This is a genomic window from Flavobacteriales bacterium (assembly GCA_030584065.1).
GTDB lineage: Bacteria > Bacteroidota > Bacteroidia > Flavobacteriales_F > PHOS-HE28 > PHOS-HE28.
In genome coordinates this window covers 2,052,233-2,074,681 of sequence record CP129489.1, presented here as the reverse complement: position 1 = coordinate 2,074,681, position 22,449 = coordinate 2,052,233, and the positions used below count along the sequence as shown (strand labels likewise).

General features: G+C 65.5%; 8 protein-coding genes. 1 reads left to right on the top strand and 7 read right to left on the bottom strand.

Annotated elements, in window-relative coordinates:
* Nucleotides 1-143 precede the first annotated feature (143 nt).
* The 5 genes from QY325_08865 to QY325_08845 all read right to left on the bottom strand — a co-directional run bounded on the left by QY325_08865 (nucleotide 144) and on the right by QY325_08845 (nucleotide 5,758).
* Entirely contained in the window at nucleotides 144-713 is a 570-nt protein-coding gene (locus QY325_08865; GenBank protein WKZ64878.1) for a zeta toxin family protein, read from the bottom strand.
* Between the two features lie 95 nt (nucleotides 714-808).
* Nucleotides 809-982 carry a hypothetical protein gene (locus QY325_08860; protein WKZ64877.1) on the bottom strand — a complete coding sequence of 58 codons (174 nt, stop codon included), beginning with the start codon at nucleotides 980-982 and terminating at the stop codon, nucleotides 809-811.
* Nucleotides 983-990: 8 nt separating this feature from the next.
* Nucleotides 991-1,206: a hypothetical protein gene (locus QY325_08855; GenBank protein WKZ64876.1), complete on the bottom strand. Its 216-nt coding sequence runs from the start codon at nucleotides 1,204-1,206 to the stop codon at nucleotides 991-993.
* Between the two features lie 288 nt (nucleotides 1,207-1,494).
* Nucleotides 1,495-1,764 carry a hypothetical protein gene (locus QY325_08850; protein WKZ64875.1) on the bottom strand — a complete coding sequence of 90 codons (270 nt, stop codon included), beginning with the start codon at nucleotides 1,762-1,764 and terminating at the stop codon, nucleotides 1,495-1,497.
* Between the two features lie 751 nt (nucleotides 1,765-2,515).
* Nucleotides 2,516-5,758, bottom strand: coding sequence for a DNA methyltransferase (locus QY325_08845; GenBank protein ID WKZ64874.1), 3,243 nt, complete (start codon nucleotides 5,756-5,758; stop codon nucleotides 2,516-2,518).
* Between the two features lie 1,033 nt (nucleotides 5,759-6,791).
* Here QY325_08845 and QY325_08840 point away from each other — a divergent pair.
* The gene (locus tag QY325_08840) at nucleotides 6,792-7,475 is read left to right on the top strand and encodes a hypothetical protein (protein WKZ64873.1); all 684 of its coding nucleotides are present in this window, start codon (nucleotides 6,792-6,794) and stop codon (nucleotides 7,473-7,475) included.
* A gap of 183 nt (nucleotides 7,476-7,658) precedes the next feature.
* Here QY325_08840 and QY325_08835 read toward each other — a convergent pair whose 3' ends face one another.
* Nucleotides 7,659-15,293 carry a MopE-related protein gene (locus QY325_08835; GenBank protein WKZ64872.1) on the bottom strand — a complete coding sequence of 2,545 codons (7,635 nt, stop codon included), beginning with the start codon at nucleotides 15,291-15,293 and terminating at the stop codon, nucleotides 7,659-7,661.
* A gap of 211 nt (nucleotides 15,294-15,504) precedes the next feature.
* Nucleotides 15,505-22,335: a T9SS type A sorting domain-containing protein gene (locus QY325_08830; protein WKZ64871.1), complete on the bottom strand. Its 6,831-nt coding sequence runs from the start codon at nucleotides 22,333-22,335 to the stop codon at nucleotides 15,505-15,507.
* Nucleotides 22,336-22,449 lie beyond the last annotated feature (114 nt).

Below are 22,449 nucleotides of genomic sequence, written 5' to 3'. Positions count from 1 at the left end.
GCAGCCTGCGGCAGCCTGGGGCAACCGGCGTACACCAGCAGCCGCAGGCTGCCGAGAGCCTGCGTCGATGCGCGTAGCCGGAGGCTACGCGCCGCTGAGGGTAGCCGCAGGCTAGGCGCAGTGAGGGGCCTGCCATAAGAGGACTATCGCCCTGGGCTCCGCTCGGCGATCACGGTACGCGCAATATCCAGATAGACTGCCTCTCCGCTGGCGATCAGATACGCCCGGATGAACCAATCCGGGATGCGCTGGGTATCCCAAGCCCAGTTGAGGCCCGTGGAGGTCTGCTTCATCTCGGCGAACATGAGCGGCTCGCCGGTGCCCCCTTCGAATGCCGTTGAGTTGTCGAAGATGAAGGCATGATAGCAGAGCTCGATGGCTGGAAGGAGTTGGGCCAGCGACTTGCCATAGCGGTCAATGATTTTGGTGCGCGGCACGTTATGCCCACCGGAATCCACTCGGATCCGGACCCGGTCCACATTGATCTCCGGAGAGTTGGTGGCGATGAAATAGAGGTACACCTTGTATCCGGCTTTCTGCGCACGTGCCATGAGAGCCAGCTTGCTCGCATGGCTGAATACGGTCTCGAAGGAGAACTGGATCCGCCGTTCCAGCAATCGCTCGCACAGGTAAGCGGCGATCAGCTGGGCGAAATGCTCCAGATGACGGCCATTCGTGAGCACGAAAACGGATCCGTCGATGCGGTGCTCCACCAGCATCCGATGCTTCGGGAAGCGTCGGCTCAGTAAGCCCGATCCGTAAGCGAAGCGCAGGAACGACTTCCGGTCCGCCTGCACCTGGTAGGTGCTCAGGCCAAACGGCGGCGTTTGCGCAGGATGGCGGCAATCTCATCCGCATTCACGTAAACACCCAGGTTCACCGGCCTTCCGCTCACCTCGGTGCGCATCACCTGCTGCTTCATGATGCTCTTACCGGATCCATTGGGTCCGGCAAAGACGCGCAGGCGTGGGCTCCGCTCCATGCCCCCCCTTATCCCGGCAAATGCACGGGTGCCAGCTTCTTCACACGGCGCCATACCCGGCCATCCGCGCGCACCCGCACAAGCCACCCATCGCGCTCCACAAGGATGGTCTTCCGCTTGGCGAAGGCCTGTTCGGCAGCGCGCCGCGTGGCAGTCTTGAAGGCCTTGTTCATCGCCTTCCCTTCCGAACTGAGCTTCTTGCTGAAGGTGACCTTGCTCGACATGCAGCGAAATTACGGTGAAGGCGCATGTTGCCCCCATCTGCGCCTAGCCTGGCCGGTATGTGAGCGCAGCTTGCGGCTGCGCTCGGCAGGGTCCGGCCCACGCAGCCTGCGGCAGCCTGGGGCAACCGGCGTACACGGGCAGCCGCAGGCTGCCGAGAGCCTGCGTTGTTGCGCGTAGCCGCAGGCTACGCGCAGTGCTGAGCTTTTGAGGGGGGCCTGCGGCGGTTCAGGGAGCGCAGGGTCCCTTTCAGGAGACCCTGCTGCGGTGTAGTGCGGTGAACCTGCATGTCACGCCTTCCTTGCTTTACGCGCCTTCGGCCCTGGGTCGGCCACTTTCCGCTCAGCAGAAGCCTTCTTGCCATCTGCCTTTTCCCTTAGCGCTTTGATCGTCATCGCCAAGGCATCCGTTCGCAGGCTTACCCAACGTCGCCCCTCTTTGTACTGGACATGTTCCCCTGCATTGTACAAGCGAGCATGAAGCCCAGTCAAATCCGTTTCTCCGGCTGCGATCACTCGTTTGATCGCAGTAAGTAACTCGGCAAGCACCAATGGTTTCATTCTCGTGGTAATCTGTTCACCTTTCCGTCCTTTCCATCCCCCTCACCACCCCCACCGTCCTCACGCTCACGGCACATACCCGCTTGAGCAGGTCGATCACGTGGGCCTTGTGGTAATTGTTAATCGTTGTGCCGCTGGTGTGTTCCAGACACGCAAGATAATTGTTCCATCCATCGGATAACATCGCATTAGGTCCTATGGGGCCGCCGGCACCCTGGACCTCACCAAACGGATGATCGTGTCTGCGAAAGTGCGTACCCTGCTGATCAGCGCCGGTCGGTACGAGGCAACTGGACCACCCCGGGTGTCTTGATTCTCAGGGTCACGCCAATAGGTCAGATGTGCGAACTCGCAGTTCACAGTAATGAAGCCCGACCGGATCGCCTCCCTGTCACCTTTATCCAGTTGGAGTAGCTCTTCCTTCGTGAAGAGCGCGCCACCCTGTAGGTCCGAGATCTTCACCTCGTATGAGCCATCCCCATGGTCGTAGTGTCTGTGGTCTTCGGTGACCTTGCCGTTGACCACCCCGATGCCAAGGAAGCTAGCTAGCGCACGCGTATGGATCGCAGCTGCTGCCAGAAGTGGGTCAGATGGCTCCGGTTCCCTTAGACATGCGCTAATAACCTCGATGCGCCCGGGGATGACCACATCAACAAAGTGCTTCTGCTCAGCAGGGCTTAGGGGATTATGACGCTGCACTTGTTTTGGCACGCTCTCGTGATCATCAATGATGTACCAGCTGCTCCATCCCTCATACCACGCCCACCGTATCCACCTCCTCCATGCACTTCCCCGTCTCCGTCAGCGCCACGATCATGCGCTGGTAGTGGCGGATGTCATCGAAAGTTAGTTGCCTCCCCACACGGTCCTTCAGCCACTTCTGCGCGGGTTGATAACCTCCGATGTAGAAGTTCCAGGCCACCTCGGGCACGTCGGCGAAGTACTGCAGGTCGTTGATCCACACGCGGCCCAACTGGCCGCTGGCCGACCTGCCGCTCGTCGCTTCCCAGCCAGGACTCTTCGCCGTCATCTTGCGGCTCACCGTGTTGTCGCCAGCGGCGGGGTACTTGGTGATGAACTGCTCCACCGCCGGATCCTCCAGCAGGTGCAGTTGCCGCAGGCGGGCGCCCAGCTTCACCAAGGCGCGGAACTTCTTGGCATCGGTCGGATAGGGAATGCGCGGAAAGTCGCTTTTGAGGAACTCCTTGTACTTGGCGCGGTAGGCCGGGCTGTGCAGCACGGCGTAGCAGTAGTCCAGCACATCCAGCGGGGTGAGGTCCTTTCCTATGCCATGCGCCCAAAGGTCGTTGGCATCGAAGCGGTAGGTGAGGCCGATGCCGTTGACCAGCTGCTCCACCAGCTTGGCATCCAGGTTGGGCTGCACGCCTTGGCTCAGGGCTGCGGTCTGCTTGGTGGTTTCGGGGTAGAGATAGAGGGGAAAGATGTTGTTGATGTCGTACGCGCTAAAGAGCTTATGCCCAATTATGTGCTTGGCTATAAAGCCACCAAATCCGTCTCTGGTTTGTCCTGGAGCCACAATACCAACATTAGCCCCTGCAAGCATATGCCCAATGAGCTTCCTCCGTGTTCGGAACACCAGGTTCTCTTGGTAGTAGATGAAGCGGTCATCGAATGGTCGGTATGAAATCGTTGTGACCAGAGAAGGGTCTAGAGGTGGGACTAGCTTCCGCTGTTCATCAACCTTCCACTGATAGTTCTCCTTTAGTGCATACTTGGCCTGGAATGCACCTGTCGGCAAGTTCCGGTCGCAGAAGTCATAGATCCTTTGTTCAAGAGGTGCTCGCTCAAAGTCAAGGACGAACTCATCCCGCGCTGTGACAATGCCGTTGCTTCCAATGGTGAACAGGGCGTCCAGGGCTAAGCCTGCGTTGAAGTCAGACTTCGCCGACTCGTCCTTGGGTTGAAAGAAGAAGTAGGGAGCGCCATTGGGTACCTCTTGGAAGTTGAAGTCCAAACGACTGCTGGCAAGCATTTGGTTGTACTTGTCCTCCCGAGCACCCCATAGTTCCGTATGGTAGACTTTACCAAGTTGGCCTTTCCTTTTCTCTGCTGTGCGCACGAAGAAGTTGATGCTAACGCCCTGCTGAATGTCGAACACGTTCTCGTCCTTACGTCCATCAGGTGCTACTTCTTTCTTGTTGGCATTGCCGTGCAGGTCGATCACATAAATCTTATCGAAGGTGTTCAGCAGGTGCCAGCGCATGCCCCGGAAGGTGGGATTGTCAATGAAGCCATGATTGTTGATGTAGGCCAGCACGCCTTCGCCGGTCTTCTCAATGAAGTGCTCACCGAAGCGGATGAACTTCACATAGTCGTCGTGCAGCCAATGCTTGCGCTCACCGAAGTGCTCGCCATCCACGTACTTGTAGTCCTCGATCAGCCCGCTGATCCATTCGCCCATGTTACTGCTGATGCCGCTGTACGGCGGATTCCCCAGCACCACCATCACGGGCGTATCGCGCTTCACGGCATTGGCCTCGTTGGCCTCCTGGCTTAGCCAACTGGCGAAGAGGGTGCCGGTATCGGGGTGGGCCTCTTCCAGTGAGTTGGTGAGGAAGACGCGCAGGCGTTGCTGCTCACTGCCCTTGGGCGCAGCGCCGGGCGTGCCGTGCGGCTTGCCCATGTCGTAGCCGGTATCGCGCAGCACCAGGTCAAGCTTCAGGTGGGCCATGGCATAGCTGGCCATCAGCAGCTCGAAGCCGTTGATGCGCGGGATCAGGTGCTGCTCCACGTACTGCGGCCACATGCCCTCCTGCCCTTGGAACTTGGCATGCACCTGCCGCACCACTTCGGCCAGGAAGGTACCGGTGCCCGTGGCGGGATCGAGGACCTGCACGCGGTGCACGGTCTTCTTCACGCGGCGCTTGCCGGTTGTGGTGCGCTTGTCGGCGTTGTCGGTATCCACCTCGATCTGCACGGTGCTGCTATCGGCCAAGCCCATCGGCAGGCCGAACTCGGTGCGCAGGATGTCGTCCACCGCACGCACGATGAAGCGCACCACGGCATCGGGGGTGTACCACACGCCGCGGCTCTTGCGGAGCTTGGGGTCGTATTGCGCGAGGAAGTCCTCGTAGAAGTGCATGAAGGCATCCTCGCGGCCGCTGCCCTTGCCGAAGCCGCTGAGCAGCTTGGCGATGTCGGTGGCGCGGAAGATGTCGGCCAGCGCATCCACGATCCACACGATGCGGTCGTCCAGGTCGGGCCCGCTGATGCTGTGGAAGAGCTTGCGCAGGAAGGGGTTGCTCTTGGGGATGAGCACAGCGGCCTCCATCCGGTTGAAGCTGTCCAGGCTGGGGTCGTGCAGCCGCGCGGCGAACATGCCGTAAGCGATGGTCTGCGCGTAGAGGTCGGCGAAGGCCTTGGGCGTGATGTCGTGGATGAGGATGTGCTTGAAGGCTTCCAGCTGGTCCTTCAGGTCGGTGTTGGCGCGGGTCTCCTCGTCGCTGGTCACGGCCTTCTCGATCACATCGGCCAGCAGGCGGGCCTTGCCGGCCATCATGCTCGCGAGCTTCTTGGGGCTGGTGATGGTCTGCCCCTGCCACGCCACGAAGTCGGCGATGAGCGCCGTGAACTGGTCGAAGGCTGCGGGCAGCGCCTTCACGCGGCCGCCGCTCAGCTCCCCGATGCGCACGGTGCTGGTGTGCTCGCCGTTGCGGAAAAAGCGGAACTCGAGGTAGTCGGTGATGATGAGGTTGTCCAATGAGCCTCGGTAGCGGTCGAACTGCTCCTTGAGGCTCTTGCTGTCCATGTCCACCCCGATGTCCTTGGCCTCGATGTAGCCGACGGGGATGTCCTTCCTAGTAAGAATGTAGTCCGGCGCTCCGCAGGCGATGCGCTGGGGCTCGTTGGTCACGGTGATGCCTGTGCACAGGCTGGTCAATAGCTGCTGGAGGTCGCCCCGGTAGCTGTGCTCGGTGGCGCGGCCGCTGGCGTGGAGCTTGGCGAGGGCGGAGAGGTAGTCGGGGAGGGTCACGGGTTGAATGTATTGCAGGGGGATGATTCAAGGGTAGCGGCGTGGGCTGTGCCGCTGCGGTGCGCGGCCGGTTCCCTGGCATGGGCGGCTGCGCGATGGCCCGGGGCCGCTGGCGGGGTGACGATCGCGGCTGCGCGGGTGTCCTGGGTCGCTGCACGGGTGTCAAAGGCCGCTACGCGGGTGTCATGGGTCGCTGCGTAGGTGTCATGGGTCGCTGCGCGGGTGTCAATGGTCGCTGCGCGGGTGTCAGAGGCCGCTGCGCAGGTGTCATGGGTCGCTGTGCAGGTGTCAGAGGCCGCTGCGCAGGTGTCAAAGGCCGCTGCGCAGGTGTCAAAGGCCGCTGTGCAGGTGTCATGGGTCGCTGCGCAGGTGTCAGAGGTCGCTGCGCGTGTGTCAAAGGCCGATGCGCGGGTGTCAAAGGCTGCTGCGCGGGTGTCAAAGGCCGATGCGCGGGTGTCAAAGGCCGCTGTGCAGGTGTCATGGGTCGCTGCGCAGGTGTCAGAGGTCGCTGCGCGTGTGTCAAAGGCCGCTGCGCGTGTGTCAAAGGCCGATGTGCGGGTGTCAAAGGCTGCTGTGCGGGTGTCAGAGGTCGCTGTGCAGGTGTCAAAGGCCGCTGCGCAGGTGTCAACGGGCGTTGCATGGCTGTCAGAGCCGGCTGCGCGCCTGTCAACGGCGTCTGCGCCGGTGCCGAAGGCCGCTGGCTGGGTGGTGTGATTCGCCTTGCGCGCCGCTCATGGTCGGCTGCGCTTGCGGCGTTGCGCGGCGTTGGGGCGGATGGCTGCATACGGATTTCGGGAATTGACGATCGATCGTTGATAAACAGCGCCAACCCTGGCGGGCAATGCTCCGTTGCACCGGTCAGAAACGCCGCAATACACCCACCCTTAAAACCGTAGCGCCATGGGACCCTGAACGCCGCCACTGCACAAGCCGCCGCACCGCCCGCGGTGCCGGACCGACCGAACGAATGGACACCCCCCTTTCACTCCCCCCAACGGAAAATGCAAGCAAACAACCCCAACCGTTCAACGCCATGAACAAGCAGCAAGAATCCCGGACGAACATGTTCAATGCCGTACTCCAAGTGCTCGATGAGCACCATGCCATCTTCGACACCGTGCCTGCGCTGAGCACGGCGGCCAGCGACCTGCGCGCGAACCTGCTGGCGATCTCGGCCTGCGTGGAGAAGCAGGTGGTGGACCTGCGCGGCTTTGCCCGCGACAAGCTGGGCGCCGAGCAGGCCATGATGCAGGCCGCGGTGGTGGTGGCCAAGGGCACCCTGGCCTATGCGACGGTGAGCGGCAACATGGTGCTCGCCGGCAAGATGTCGGTGACGCGCCGTCTGCTGGAGCGCCACGCCGATGGTGTGGTGGCCCGGCACTGCCAGGTGGTGCTGGCCGAGGCCACCGCGGTGGGCGCAGCGCTGGCGGACTATGGCGTGGATGCCGCCCGGCTGGAGGCGCTGGAGCAGGCCATCCGGCGCTACGAGGCCGCGCTGGCGGCGCCGCGCCTGGCCATCACGGCCCGCAAGGGCGCCACGACGGAGCTGGTGCTGGTGATCCGCGATACGCAGCGGCTGCTGGCCACCCGGCTGGATGCGCTGATGGAGCGCTTCGCCACGGAGGATCCCGCGCTGCACCGGGCCTACTGGAACGCGCGGATCATCGTTGACCGCGGCCGCCGCGCCAAGGAGGCCCCGGAGCAGAAGGCCGCCTGAGGCCCCTGACCACCCGTTGATGGAAGGCCCGCGCATTGCGCGGGCCTTCGTCATTCATGGCCTGGCGCGCCTGCGGCGCGTGCACCGATGGACCGCCTCGGTTCCTGATCGACCGATCGCTAACGCAGCGGCCCCCACCGTTTCGGGTGGGGGCCGCGCTCCAGGGGTCCGTTCAGCCGAGGCCTACCTCTGGATCACCAGCCGCTCGGTGTAGCTGTCGGCACCGGCGGTGATGCTCACCACATACATGCCGTTGGCGAGCTCGCCGTTCAGTTCCAGCACGCTGTTCACGAAGCCGTCCTGCACGGGGATGGTGCGGGCGGCCACGCGCTTGCCGAACAGGTCGAAGATGTCCACGCTCACCGTCTGCACGCCCTCAGCCACCGCGCTCAGGCTGAGCATCAGCTGGTCGCCCTGGTTGGGGTTGGGGTAGAGGCGCAGGGTGCCGGCGGCGGTGCCGGTGCCCTGCCCGACCAGCGCATTGCTGCAGGTGGTGGTGAGCAGGCACACATCGCCCCAGGGATCGCTGCTGTGGCACCAGGTGGCGCCGCCATCGAAGCTGGCGCGCACGTCCACCTCGTAGGTCTTGTCGCACTGCAGTCCGTTGGTGTTCACCCAGTACTGCCCGACGGCGCTGTTCTTCACCAGCTCGAAGCCCTCGGCGGGCAGGCGGAAGCGGAACTGGTAGCGGTTGGCGCTCACCCAGTTGCAGTTGGCGTTCATGCGGCGCACGGGCTTGGCATGCACCAGGCTGGCCTGGCTGGTGCCCACCGGGCGGGTCTGTCCGCAGCTCAGGTATTGGTTGCCGGGGATGTCCATGAGCTTGGTGCGGGGGCATTGCGCAGCGGCGTTGTTCACCACCAGGCGGCAGGCGGGCCCCCAGGGCAGGTAGTTGCCGGCGATGCGTCCGCGGACCTTCACGTTGTAGAGCACGCCCTCCTGGAGCTGGTTTCCGCTCCAGCTGTTGAGCTGGAAGTGGCAGGCGCGGGTGGCGCCGGCGGGCAGGCCGTTGGAAGTGCTGTGGCTCTGGAAGCGCTTGAAGCTGTAGCCGCCGTTGGGGTTGTAGAGCCACATCTGGTAGCCGCTGTTGGCGTTGCTCACGCCGTACTGGGCGCTCACGGCCGGGTTGTCATTGGCCACCACGAACTCGCCGCCGCAGGGGCTGGTCTTCCAGTCCACGCGGTCGCAGCTGGTGAAGATCAGGCGGTCGCTTCCCAGGGGGAGGCAGAAGCCCTCGAGGCCGTCGATCTCGCTGTAGACGCCGCTGGTGAATCCGCCGTTGCCGAAGGCATCGGTGAGGTTGTCGATGAGGCGTGCGCCGCTGTTGATCTTCAGCTGGTAGCCGCCGCCGGCGATGCCGTCGCCGCCCTCGTCCATCACGGTGAGGTAGAAGCAGCCATCGGGCAGGCAGGTGGCCTCGCTGTACTGGCTCACATCGGGGTAGATGCCGCCGCCGGCCTGCACCAAGGCGTTGGTGCCCTGTTCACGGAGCTCCCAGGTGATGAGGCTCACGCCATCGGGCTGCCAGATCAGGTCCAGGTCGGTGGTGCAGGCGGCCACGGGGGTTCCTGCACAGAGGCAATCGAGGCCGATCGCATCGTTGGTGGTGGCGGCATTGCCATCGTCGCAGCCGTCGCCCGGCGTCAGGAACGCATTCACCGGACAGGGATCGATGCAGTCCTCCAGCCCGTCGCCATCGCTGTCATTGAACTCATCCACCTCGCCATCGCAGTCATCGTCCAGGCCATTGCAGAGCTCCAATCCGAGCGGGTTCACATCGGCGTCATTGTCGTTGCAGTCGCCGCCTTGCGTGATGAGGCCGGGCACCGGTGTGCACGAGAGGACCATGGCGTCGTTGTCGCCGAAGCCATCGCCGTCCGCATCGGGGTAGTAGGCATCGCCAGCGTTGTCGTCCACGGTGCCATCGCAGTCGTTATCGATGCCATCGCAGGTCTCCTGCGCGGAGGGATTGATGGCGGCATTGGCATCGTCGCAATCGCTGCCGGCCCACCAGCCATCGCCGTCGGCATCCACCATGCCGAGGCAGCTGGCGAACGAAGCGAAGCAGCCGCTCTGCAGCTGGCATTCCAGGCAGGCCTCCTCGCTGCCCAGGCATTGTATCAGGCAGTTGTCGAAGGTGCAGGCGATGTACTCCTCCACGCAGGTGAGGCAGACCGCGGCCAGGGGGATGCCTTCGTCCTGCAGACAGCTGGCGATGCAGGCGGGATCGCCGGAGAGGCATTGCAGGGCGCAGCCGCCCACGGCATTGAGCAGCGTCTGCTGGTTGGCCGCGAGCCAGGCTTGCTCGGTCACGGTGCAGTTGCTGCAGCCGTTGCCGGGGAAGAGGTCGCTGTTGGCATCGTCGCAATCGCCGCCCAGCGCCACATAGCCACCGGGTGGCGCACAGTCGTCCAGGCTCGTCGCCTCGCTGCCGAAGCCGTCGCCATCATTGTCCAGGTACCAGGTGGCAATGACCGGCCCGCCGCTGCAGTCCTGGTCGATGCTGTCGCAGGGATCGGCGGCGCCGGGATTGATGGCAGCGTCGGCGTCGTTGCAATCACCGCCCACGGTCACCGCGCCGGGGACGGGCGTGCAGGAGTATACGGCCGTGGCATCGTCGCCATAGCTGTCACCATCGGCATCGGTGTAGTAGAGCATGCCGGCTTCGTTGTCCACCACCTCATCGCAATCGTTGTCCAGGCCATCGCAGAGCTCGGGGGCGCCAGGGTATACGGTATCATCCGCATCGTCGCAGTCGCCGCCCTGCGTGGCCGTGCCGGGGGGCTGTTCGCAGGTGCCGGTGATCTCCGTGCCGAAGACGCCGAAGCCATCGCCATCGGAATCGGTGTAGTAGGTCACGCTGAGGCCCTCGTCCGCACTGCCATCGCAGTCGTTGTCCACGCCATCGCACACCTCCACTGCGCCGGGGAAGGCGTTGGCGTTGCTGTCGTCGCAATCGCTGCCGGCCCACCAGCCATCGCCATCAGCGTCCACTTGGCCCATGCAGGTGGCCAGCTGCGCCAGGCAGCCGGCCTGCACCTGACAGGAGAAGCAGAACTCGGGAGCGTTGAGGCACGGGAACGAACAGTTGTCCTGCACACAGGCGAGGTAACCGTCCACGCAGCCCAGGCATGCGGCGCCCAGCGGTACTCCGTTGGCCTGCAGGCAACCGGCGAGACAACCCGGATCACCGAGGCATTGCAGGGCGCAATCGCTCAGGGCGTTGAGCAGGGTCTGCTGGTTCGCGGCGATCCACGCCTGTTCCGTGGGTGTGCAGTTGCTGCAGCCGTTGCCGGGGAAGACATCGCTGTTGGAGTCGTCGCAATCGCCACCCGTGGCCACGTACCCGGAGGGTTGCGTGCAATCCTCCGTGGTCGTGGCATCGTTGCCGAAGCCATCCCCATCGTTGTCCACGAACCAGGTGGTGAGCACGGGCCCGCCGCTGCAGTCCTGGTCGATGGCATCGCAGGGATCCGCGGCGCCGGGGTTGATGGCCTCATCCGTATCGTCGCAATCGCCGCCTTGGGTGATGAGGCCGGGGATGGGCGTGCAGGAGAACTGTTCGCTGTTGATGTCGCCGTAGCCATCACCGTCGGCATCCGCATAGTAGGCGGTTCCGGCGAGGTCATCCACAGCGCCATCGCAATCGTCGTCGATGCCGTTGCACAGCTCGGGCGCGCCGGGATAGATGTCGGCGTTGCTGTCGTCGCAATCGCCCACCTGGCTGGTGGCGCCGTTGGGCGGGCTGCATCCGCCTTCCACGGTGTTGTTCTCATCGCCCCAGCCATCGCCGTCCAGGTCGGCGTAATAGAGCGTGGGCGTCTCATCCACCAGGCCGTCGCAGTCGTTGTCGATGGTGTCGCAGAGCTCGTTCGCACCCGGGTACGCGTTCGGGTTCGCGTCATCGCAGTCCAGCTCGGCCACGAAGCCATCGCCGTCGGCATCGGTGAAGCCGGCGCAGGCGAAGTAGGCGGCGTTGCAGCTGGCGTTCACGCAGGCCTGGCATTCAGGGGTTCCGAAACCGCTGACACAGGCGGCCAGGCACTCGCTGATGATGCACACGTAGCGCTGGGCCACGCAAGCGGCGCAAGCTTCCGGCAGCGGCGTGTTCTGCACCAGGGCCTCCGTGAAGCAGGCCAGTTGATCGCCGCTGGCCAGGCAGGCGTTCAGGTTATTGCCGATGATGGTCTCGATGGTGGCCTGGTTCGCCAGGATCCACGCGCGGTCGGCGGCATCGCAGTTGCCACAGCCTTCATCCACGGTGCCATCACAATCGTTATCGACACCGTCGCACACTTCGGCACTGCCGCCGCCCTGGTAGCCGTCGAAGGTGTTGAAGGTCACTTGTTCCCCTTCGTCACCGGGGAAGAGCAGGATGGTCTCCTCCCACAGCGGCACATCGTTCTGCGTGATGCTGATGGAGTAGCATCCCGCTCCGATGCACACGGGCAGTTCACCGATCCCCTCGGTCTCCGCCGGCAGGTCCAGGTCGCCTTCCAGCACCCCGCCGCTGTGCTGCACCACGTAGTGCGCGGTGCCGAAGTCGCCGGGGTCCTCGGTGAGGACGAAGAGCGTGAAGCCCTGCTGCACGGTGGGGTCATCGTCGTTGCAATCACCGGCCACGGGCGCGCTGTTGGCGGGTTGGGTGCAGGCGGTGCCGAGCGAGGTGCTGCCCACGCCATCACCGTCGTTGTCCACGAACCACTCCTGGGCCTGTGCGCAGGGGCCTGGGCAGGTGGCGTTGGGGTCGTAGTCGCAGGCGTTCACGTCCATGCACCCGATGTTGGTGGTGCAGGCTTCGCGGCAGCCGCAGCGCTCGTTCAGGAGGGCGGTGGCCGCTTGGGCGTCATATTCGAAGAGGCCGGTGTACGGAAGAGCATCCGGTCCGCCGTAAAGCATGGTCACCGAACGATCGGGGCAGATCATCAGCAAGGTGGGCACGGCGTTGTCGAACATGCCGATGGCGTTGTACAGGGTCCCGAAGGATTCGCCGTCCTGCACGATCACGGGCCATTGCGCTTCGTCGATGAAGGGCGTTACATCACCCGCGCTCTGGTCCACCGCGATGGCCACGATGCGGATCTGGTCGGTGCCGTCGGGGCCCATGTGCGCGTTCCAGTCCTGCAGGAAGTTGGCGGTGAGCATCTGCTGGCTGGGCGGGCACCAGGCCGCGAAGAGGTCCAGCACCACGGTCTTGCCCTGGGCCAGCAGGCCGTAGAGCTCCACGGTGGCGCCGGTGGTGGCGGTGGCCGTCCAGTTGGGGCTGTACACCTCGGTGCCGTTGGTCCCGGGGATCACCCCGTCGCAGTTGCGGTCCACGCCGTCGCAGCCCTCGGGTGCTCCGGGGTAGGTGTCCGCATCGCTGTCGTCGCAGTCGCCGCCCAGCTGCACCAAGTCCAACGGAGGTGTACAGAAGACCGCTGCGGAGGCCTCGTCGCCGAAGCCGTCTCCATCGGCGTCCACGTACCAAGTGAAGCCCTCATCCACCTCGCCGTCGCAGTCGTTGTCGAGGCCGTCGCAGAGTTCGGGGCCGCCGGGAAAGACCGTCTCATCCGCATCGTCGCAATCGCCAGCAGCGGTCGCATAGCCCGGAGGCTGGGTGCAGGCCTGCACGATGTCCAGCTCACTGCCCCAACCATCACCATCTGCATCCGCGAACCAGAAGACCCCGTCCTGGTCATCGGCCAGGCCGTTGCAATCGTTATCGATGCCATCGGCCATCGGGCACGGGTCGCTCGCACCGGGGAAGACGTCCGCGTTCGTGTCATCGCAATCGCCGGTCTGCTGCACCGAACCGGCCATTGGCGTGCAGGAGATCACCGCGGGCACATTCGCCCCCCACCCATCGCCATCGGCATCGGGGTACCACATGAACTCCTCGTCAACCGCGCCGTCGCAGTCGTTGTCCACCCCGTCGCAGGTCTCGCTCAGCTCGCCCAGCGGACCGAAGAAACCCGTCAGCGCATTGAACCCCTGCTGCTGGAAGCCCAGCTCATCGATGATGGAGATCAGCGAGAGCTCGGCAAGCGGCACATCGCTGGCACCAACGGTGACGCTCAAGCATCCCGGTGCTTCGCAGAAGGTCACCGCCACGCCGGAAACGCCATAGCCGGGAAGGTCCGCAACGGGCAGGGGACCATCGTGGATGATCGCACCGGCCAGGGTCACGGTGACATCAAGGGTCCCGGTAAGGCCCTGTTCATCCGTGAGGATGGCCACCTGGACCATTCCCTCCGGACAGCAGCTGCCATCGTCGCAATCGGCAGCGGGGTCGTAATTGAACGCGGCGGGGTTGGTGCAGCCTTGGACCGGAGTGCCAAGCGTGAAGCTCATCTCACCATTGGTGATGGCCCCGGCGGTGATGGGGACGGCGCCCAGGCTTGCGGAGAAGCTCCCCTCCACGGGCTGGCCATCACCACCGAGCACCGAGACGCTGAAGCAGCCATCGGCTGCACAGAAGGTGATGACATCGCCGATGCCTTGGGCCAGCACGATGCCTTGTCCGTTCATCAGCTCATACTGGGCGTCCGCTCCGGCAGGGCTGTCGAGCGTCACGGTCAGTTCCGGGCAGCATTGGTTGCGCAGGGCCGTGTAGGCCGCGCCTACATCGAGCTTGCCTCCGGTGATGGTGATGGCATTGCCGCCCGGGAAGGGCGCGACATTGCTGAGGATGGCCTGCTTCACCTGCAGGGCCGTGCCCAGCGGATCGGTGAGGATGGCCTGGGCGAAGGAGGAGCAGTCGTTGCTGTAGAGCAGCGCCACCGCCCCGGCCACATTGGGGATGGCGAAGGAGTTGCCGGCGACCGCATCATAGCCCCCACCGAAGTCCGTGGTAGGGATCCCCAGACCAGGTGCCAGCAGGTGCACGGTGTTGTCGCCCACGGCGAAGGGCACCTGGTCCTGCTGCCCGTAGCTGGTCACCACGATGTTATTGGCGTTGGGGCAGGTGGCCGGATAGTCCGCGACGACATCGATGTCCGTGGGGTCGTTGGGGCCTGCCGTCACCACCAGGATGCCCGCTGCGCCCAGGTCGTCGAACAACGGATCGCCGAAGCCACATTGCGCATTGGGGATGCCCCAGGACACGGTGAGCGCCACGATCAAGCGGCCCTGCGCGCCGTTGCTCTGGTTGAAGAGCGTGCGCTGGTTCAGGCAGAACTGGAATTGTTCGAAGGCATCGCTCAGGGTGGTCACATTGGCCGGGCTCACCAGGTCCACGTCCCAGTTCACGCCGCTCACACCGATGCCGTTGTTGCCCACGGCGCCCACCACGCCGGCCACCTGGGTACCATGCTCATCGGCCGCCGAGCCCGCGAACACCACGTTCGCCGCGAGATCGGGGTGGTTCTGTTCCACACCACTGTCCACGATGCCCACCGCGATGCGCTGGCCCGTTGCCGTGGCACCACCGGTGCTGAAGTCCCATGCGGCTTCCACGTTCATATCGGCCAGATGCCATTGGCTGCCGTACTGTGGATCATTGGGCTGTGCGCGGCGCTGCACCAGATAGTTCAGCGAAGTGCTCTCCACCGCCGGCAGGGTCGCCACGAGGCGTTCCAGTTCGGGCTCGCCCGAGGGAACCACACCGGAGAACCGAAGCTCCGCATAACGGGAACCCTCACCCAGCAGCGCCATGTGCTGAAGGACCGGTCCCTGTTGTGCTTGCTGCAGCCATTGGGCCCGCACGAGCGCCGTATCGCTGGCCTGCTTCAAGCGTACCAGCACTTCTCCGGGCACCCATGATGATTGCGCATGAAGCCCGCTGGTGACCAACAGCAGCAGGAGCAGTGTGAGAAGTGAAAGAGAGCGTTTGGCCATGGTCGGGAACATTTGCAGCGAAAGTGCCGAAGCCCTTTGGACCAGCGCCCTGGGCGATCGTCAACCTTCGTTAGTGCCGGTGTCAACCTTCGTTAGCATTGACATTGAGGGTCTGATTGCGTATCGCACCGGCGGCAGCGTCCTGGCCCCGAATGCAGCGGCCCCCACCGTTTCCGGTGGGGGCCGCGCGAAGGGTCCGTTCAGCCGAGGCCTACTTCTGGATCACCAGGCGCTCGGTGTAGCTGTCGGCACCGGCGGTGATGCCCACCATGTAGAGGCCGTTGGCGAGGGCGCCATCGAGCTCCAGCACGGTGTTCACGAAGCCGTCCTGCACGGGGATGGTGCGGGCCGCCACGCGCTTGCCGAAGGCATCGTAGATGTCAACGCTCACCGTCTGCACGCCCTCCGCCACTTCGCTCAGCCCCAGCATCAGCTGGTCGCCGCGGTTGGGGTTGGGGTACATGCGCAGGGTGCCGGCCGTCGCGGTGGCGCTGGTGCCCTGCTCAGCGAGGGAGTTGCCGCAGACGGTGGTGATGGTGCACACATCGCCCCAGGCGGGATCATCGACGCTGTTGGGGTTGGCCGAGGCCACGCACCAGGTGCTGCCGCCGTTGAAGCTCACGCGCACATCCACCTCGTAGGTCTTGCCGCACTGCAGGCCATTGGTGTTCACGAAGTAGTTGCCGGCGCCGGTGGCGGAGGTCTTCACCAGCACGAAGTTCTCGGCCGGGATGCGGAAGCGGAACTGGTAGCGGTTGGCGCCCACCCAGTTGCAGTTGCTGTTCATGCGGCGCGCGGGCTTGGCATGCACGAGGCTGGCCTGGCTGGTGCCCACCGGACGGCTCTGGTCGCAGCTGAGGAAGGGGTTGTCGGGAATGTCCATCAGCTTGGTGCGCGGGCATTGCGACAGCGCGTTGTTCACCGAGAAGCGGCAGGCATTGCCCCAGGGCAGGTAGTCGCCGTTGACGCGGCCGCGCACCTTCACGTTGTAGAGCACGCCCTGCTGCAGCTGGTTGCCGCTCCAGCTGTTGATCAGGAAGTGGCAGGAGCGGGTGGCGCTGGCCGGCAGGCCGTTGCTGGTGCTGTGGCTCTGGAAGCGCTTGAAGCTGTAGCCGCCGTTGGGGTCGTACCACCACATCTGGTAGCCGCTGGTGGCGTTGTTCACGCCGTACTGCTGGCTCACCAGCGCGTTCTCGGTGGCCACCACGTACTCGGCGCCGCAGGGGCTGGTCTTCCAGTCGAGCTTGTCGCAGCTGGTGAAGACGAGGCGGTCCGTGCCGAGCGGCAGGCAGAAGCCCTCGTTGCCGGCGATCTGGCTCACCGCGCCGCTGGTGAAGTTGTTGCGGTTGTCGATCACGCGCTTGGTGCTGGCGCCCGCCATGCGCAGCACGTAGCCGCCGTTGACGATGCCGTCGCCGCCGTCATCGAGCACGCGCAGGTAGAAGCAGCCCGTGGGCAGGCAGGCCGATCCGGTGATCTCGCCGGGGCCGGGCAGGTAGAGCTGGCCGGTATGCACCAGCGCATCGTTGCCCTGGTCGCGCAGCTCGTAGGTCACCGTGCTCACGCCGTCCATCTGCACGGCCAGCGTCAGGTCGTGCGAGCAGGGGGTGCCTTCGCATTCGCAATCGCCGTTGATCTGGTCGTTGATGGTGCCGGCATTGAAGTCATCGCAGGGCGAGCCGATCTCGCCGGCGAGCGCCGGGCAGGAATCCTCGCAGTCGATGATGCCGTCATTGTCAGTGTCGGTGAGGTCCTGGCTCACGGTGACGTTGCCGGTGCTCGAGCAGCCCGTCACGGTGTTGCTCACCAGCACGCTGTATGCGTCGGGCGAGGTGACCGTGGTGGAAGCGGCGGTGGCGCCGTTGCTCCACTGGTAGGCGAGGGTGCCGGCGGGCAGGAGGTTGACGAAGGCCTGCGCGATGCCGGTGGCCTGCGCATCGTTGATGAGCGCGCCGCTGGCGCCCGCATAGAGCAGGTAGTAGAAGCGGCTCACCCCGGCCAGGCCGGTGATGGTGTGCAGGTTGTCGTCCGTGCTGGCGCCCATGCTCTGGGTGGCGCTGTTGGGCTGCGGCAGGATGAACATCTGGTTCACCGAGGGGTCGAAGGCGTTGAATACGCGCTTCAGCAGCACCGTGTAGGTGGTGCCGTTGGCCGAAACGGTGAAGGTGCTCAGCTGCTGCGATCCGCTGCCATCGGCGCCGAGGTTGCCGGTGATGGAGAGCGAGGAGAGGCCGTTGATGTCGCCCGCCCACAGGAAGAGCGCCGCAGGGCCGGCCTGGCAGCCGGGGCTGGCGATGTAGCGGGTGAAGTAGCGGCCGCCGGCGCCGAGCGCCGCGCTGTTCACCACCACGTTGTCCGAGTACTGCAGGGTGGCGCCGAGGTTCGTGTTCAGGCGGTTTCCGCCGTCATACATGTCACCGCAGCCGTCGCTGATGTTGTTGCTGTTCACCCCTTGGTCCATCTGGAAGCCGCTGGGGGTGGGCACTGCGGCCACCACGCTGGCGCTTCCGGCGTTGAAGGCGCTGAGCACGCCGAAGAGGTCGGTGCCGGCGGTGGCCGTCACGTTCAGCTGGCTGCTGGCGCCCTCGCAGATGGCCGCAGGCAGGGCGGTCACCGCGGCGATGGCCGGGTTGGGGTTCACCGTCACATTCTGGCTGGCCACGGCCGAGGTGCAGCCGTTGGCCGATGCCGTCACCGTGTAGGTGCCGGCATTCGCGCTGGTGAGGCCGTTCACCGTCACGCTCTGGCCGGTGCTGCCGCCCACGGGGGCGGGGCCGCTCCAGGCGAAGGAGGTGCCGATGTCGCTGTTGCAGGTGAGGGTGAAGCTGCCGCCCACGCACACCGGCGCGGAGAGGCTGATGCTTGCGCTGGGAACGGGGTTCACGCTCACGCTGCGCGTGGCGCCGGCCGAGGTGCTGCACGCGTCGGTCACCGTCACGCTCCAGTCACCGGCGGTGCCGGCCGACTGGTTGGCGCTGCCGCCCGCGGGGGCGCCGCCCGGAGCGGTCCAGGCGTAGCTGAAGGGCGCCAGGCCGCCGGTGGGGGTGGCCGTGAGCGTCACCGGGTTGCCGGCGCAGATGGAGGCCACCGCAGGGGTGATGGCCACGGATTCGATCGGCGTGGCCACGTTCACCGACACGGTGTTCACGTAGGTGCAGCCGTTGGAGCCGGTCACCGTCACCGTGTAGGTGGTGCTGGCGGTGACGCCGTTGGCCTGCGGGTTGGCCGTGGTGGTGCTGGTGAGGAAGTCGGCGGGCGACCAGCTGTAATCCAACGCGGTCACCGAAGGCGGCGGCGTGAAGCGGTACAGGCGGCCCGAGCCCGGCCAGCCGGCGAGGTTGTCCTGCCGGACGGAGGAGCTCACCGCGTGGCCCGTGAAGTTCTGCACGCTCAGGTATTGCGCGGTGTTGGCGCCCACGGCGGCGATGGTGGCGCTGTTGGTGCTCGCCGCGCTGCCGTAGCGGAACTCGATCACGTTGGTGGTCTCGTAGAGCCAGATCTGCAGCACCGAGGCCGTCCCGAACGAGATGTTCAGGTTGTAGCTGATGATGCGCACGCGGTTGGGGGCGGCGCCGGTGAGCAGGGTGGTCACCGAGGTGGCGGAGTGGTCGTCCCACAGCACGCAGAGCGAAGCCGGCTGGAAAGGCGCGCCTGTGTTGAAGTAGGCAGCGCCCACCGGACCGCCGAAGCGCATCACGCCGTTGCTGTTGGCCGAGAAGTCGGTGTAGGAGGTGCCTTCGTAGAAGAAGGGGAAGCCGATGGCATTGAGGCCCGACTCGCTGTCATCGCCAGCAACGCCCAGGCTGGTGGCGCCCGCCATGGGGTCGAGCGTGGCGCCCGTCTCCGTGAAGTAGCTGTAGAGCGTGATGTTGGTGGGGTTGCCGAAGCTGGCCTGCAACTGGCTGCTGCCGCCGGGGCACACGGTGGGGGGCGTGGCCGTGAGGCCGAAGTTCACCGCCACGGGCTGCGCGGGGATCACGTAGGTGCCCAGGTTGCGGTTGCAGGCATTGTCCGACTCGTGGAGCAGGAAGACCTGCACCGACTGGCCGGGGGTGAAGGGTCCGATGGTCTCCACGTTGCCGCTCACCAGTCCGGGGATCTCGGTGGGGGTGCCGCCGTTCACGCTGTAGCTCAGCGTCACCGACGAGCCGTCACCCTCGAAGCTCACCTCCACGTCGATGGTGGAGCAGCCGGCATTCACCGTCACGGTGCCGTCCGGGTCCACGCAGCCGGCCGTGCATTCCGCCTCGAACACCCAGGTGTCCTCCTGGCCGTCGGCGCAGCTGGTGCTGCCGTCGCTGTCGATCTCGATGTAGAGCGCATCGCCCGCCGAGGAGCCCCCCACGCCGAAGAGGCTGGCGAAGCTGCCCGTGAGCTCGGGGATGGGCGCGCCGTTGTTGTCCGTGCCGCTGTATGCGCGGATCACGTCGTTCGGGTCCATCGACCCTTCGATGAAGCTCACCGTCACCGTCTCGTTGGGGTTGCTGGCGAGGAAGGTGAAGGTCTTCACATCGTTGTTCTTGTAGCAGTAGGAGATGGCCTCGGTGACCCCGCAGGTGATCTGGATGGGGCAGTTGTCGGTGTAGCTGCCCAGGTCGAGCACGCAGTTGCCGTTGTCGGTGAGCAGTTCCACGTCCACCGCATCGCCCTGCTGGAAGCTGCCCGATGCCGGGATGGTGAGGGGGCCAACGCCCAGGCCGGTGATGCTCACCGGCGTGCCGTTGTTCACGGTGTAGCGCACCGTGGCCGTGGGGGTGCTGCCGGTGCCGGTGACGTTCACGCCCAGCGTGTAGGTGCCGTTGCCGCAATCCTCGTTCACCGCGGTCACGGCCCCTGCGGGGTTCTCGCAATAGCAGTTCACGCTGAGGGTGAGCGTGAAGTTGCCGGTGCTGCCGCCGAAGCCCTCGGCCACCACGATGTAGTCGGTGTTGGGGCTGATGGCGAAGTTCTGGATGGAGGCGCCGGCGCCGCAGACGTCATCGCTGAAGGCCAGCTGCACGGTGCCGCTGGCATCGTAGAGGCGCAGGTAGCTGTCGAAGCTCTGGCCCGTGCACAGGTCGAGCGACACGGTGGTGGCGCAGGCGCCGGAGTTGAAGCGGTACCAGGTGTCGGGCGAAGCGTTGCCGATCTGGTTGGTGTAGCAGTTGCTCGCCAGGTTGTTGCCGGCCACGGCGGTGGAGCCGTTCGGCGCCAGGTCCAGCGGGATGGCGAGCGCCAGGTTGTCGCCCGGCGGCGCGTTGATCACCGTGAAGCTCCAGGTGGGGCAGCCCGTGGCGGGGCCGTTGCCGTTGCTGGGGGTCACGCTCCAGGTGTAGGGGCCGGCGGCCAGGATGCCGGCATCGTAGCTGGTGCCGGGCTGGTTGGCGGCCACGGTGTTGCCGTTGAGCACCACGGTGTAGCCCGTGGCGCCTAGGCTGGCCGGCCAGCTGAGCAGGATGGCACCGCCGCCGCAGCCGCTGCCGCCGTCAGCCGGGGCGGTGGGGGCCGCCACGCAGGCGGGCGGATTGGTGTTGAAGCTGCGGATGGTGCAGCCCGAAGCCTCGCCGGCCGCATTGTAGGGCACGATGGCCCAGTAGTAGGTGGTGTTCGGTGCCAGGGCGCCGGTGGCGTAGCTGAGCACGTTGCCCAGGTCCACGTTGCTGGCGATGCTGGTGGGCAGCGTCACGCCGCCGCCGTCGGTGCCGAAGTAGAGGCGGTAGCCCGAGGCATAGGTGGCCGGGTTCCAAGCGAGGTTGGTGCCGGTGGCCTCGGCCGAACCGCCCTGTGCGGGCGTGGTGTAGGTGGCGCAGCCGGGCACCACCAGGCTGAGGCAGGCGGTGAAGGAGCCGCGGCTGCCCTGCGGACCCAGGATGCGCAGGAAGTGGGGCTGGCCGGGCGTGAGGCCGCTGATCACCGAGCCGCTTCCGGAGGTGAGGAAGCTGTTGCACGACACCTGGGTGAGGGTGCCGCAGGTGCCGTTGTAGACCACGGCGCCCAGGCTGGTGGCCGTGCCGTAGGTGACGGTGAGGGAGAGCTCGTTGGTGGTGGGCGTGAAGCTGTACCACACATCGGGCAGCGTGGCGAAGGGGCTGAAGCAGTTCGGGTTGGGGGCCAGCGGCGCGGCGCAGTTGTTGTTGCCGCTCACGGTGAGGGCACAGCCGGTGGTGTTCACCGGGATGGGCTCGGCACCGGCGCAATCGTCATTGGTGATGGCCGGGGCGCAGGGTGCGGCGCAGGTCACCTGCAGGGTGAAGGCGCCGGTGGTGCCGGCGTAGCCGTGCACGAAGATGAGGTAGGGGGTGGCGGGTGTGGTGGACCAGGTCACCTGGCTCTGCAGGCCGCAATCGTCGTCGTTGTCGCTGATGCACACCAGGCCGGCGCAGGTGCCGCCGAAGACGCTGAGCTGCGTGTCATAGCTCGATCCGCAGAGCGAAGCGGTGTACTGGCCGCCGTCGCCCACGATGCTGTACCACACACCGGGGTGGCCGCCCGTGGCGGAGCCGCAGGTGGGGTAGGTGTCCACCGTGGATCCCGTGGTGCTGCCGGCCACCGGCGTGCCGCAGGTGAGGGCGATGGCGCCGGAGCAGTTGTCGTTGCCGCCGCCGCCGCTCGCCAGCGCGCGATAGGCCAGGGTGGCCGCCGCGCCGCGCGTGCCGCAGGGGCAGCACGCCGACGTGTACACGCGGTAGGTGCCGGTGAGGGTGGGCGTGAAGGCCACCTCGGAGCTCAAGCCGCAGAAATCATCGTTCCACAGCTGGGCGGTCCCCACGGCGTTGGTGATGGTGAGGTAGGTGTCATACCCGGCCGAACCGCCGCCCTGGCAATAGCTGAAGGTGTATTGCGTGCCCGCCGTGCCGGTGAACTCGAAATAGGTGGGGTCGTTCAGGGAGGGTGCGCCCGCCGGTACGTTCACCGTTTGGAACACCGCTGTGGGCGTAACGGCGGAGATGAGGGTGCCCTGGCTGCACTGCGCCCAGAGCCCGCCGGAGGCCAGCATGAGCGCGCCTGCTGCCAGTGCGCGCGCCGCCGTTCCTGTGTTGGCGATTGCGTGGAGGTATAACATGGTATTTCGGTTAAGGGGGCGGGAAAGTAGCGGGCGGCCCCTTACTCCGCATGCAGGGCTCTGCGATTTGTGGCGGCGCGTTGGAAGGCTGAGCGGTCGATCGCATGGGCCTTC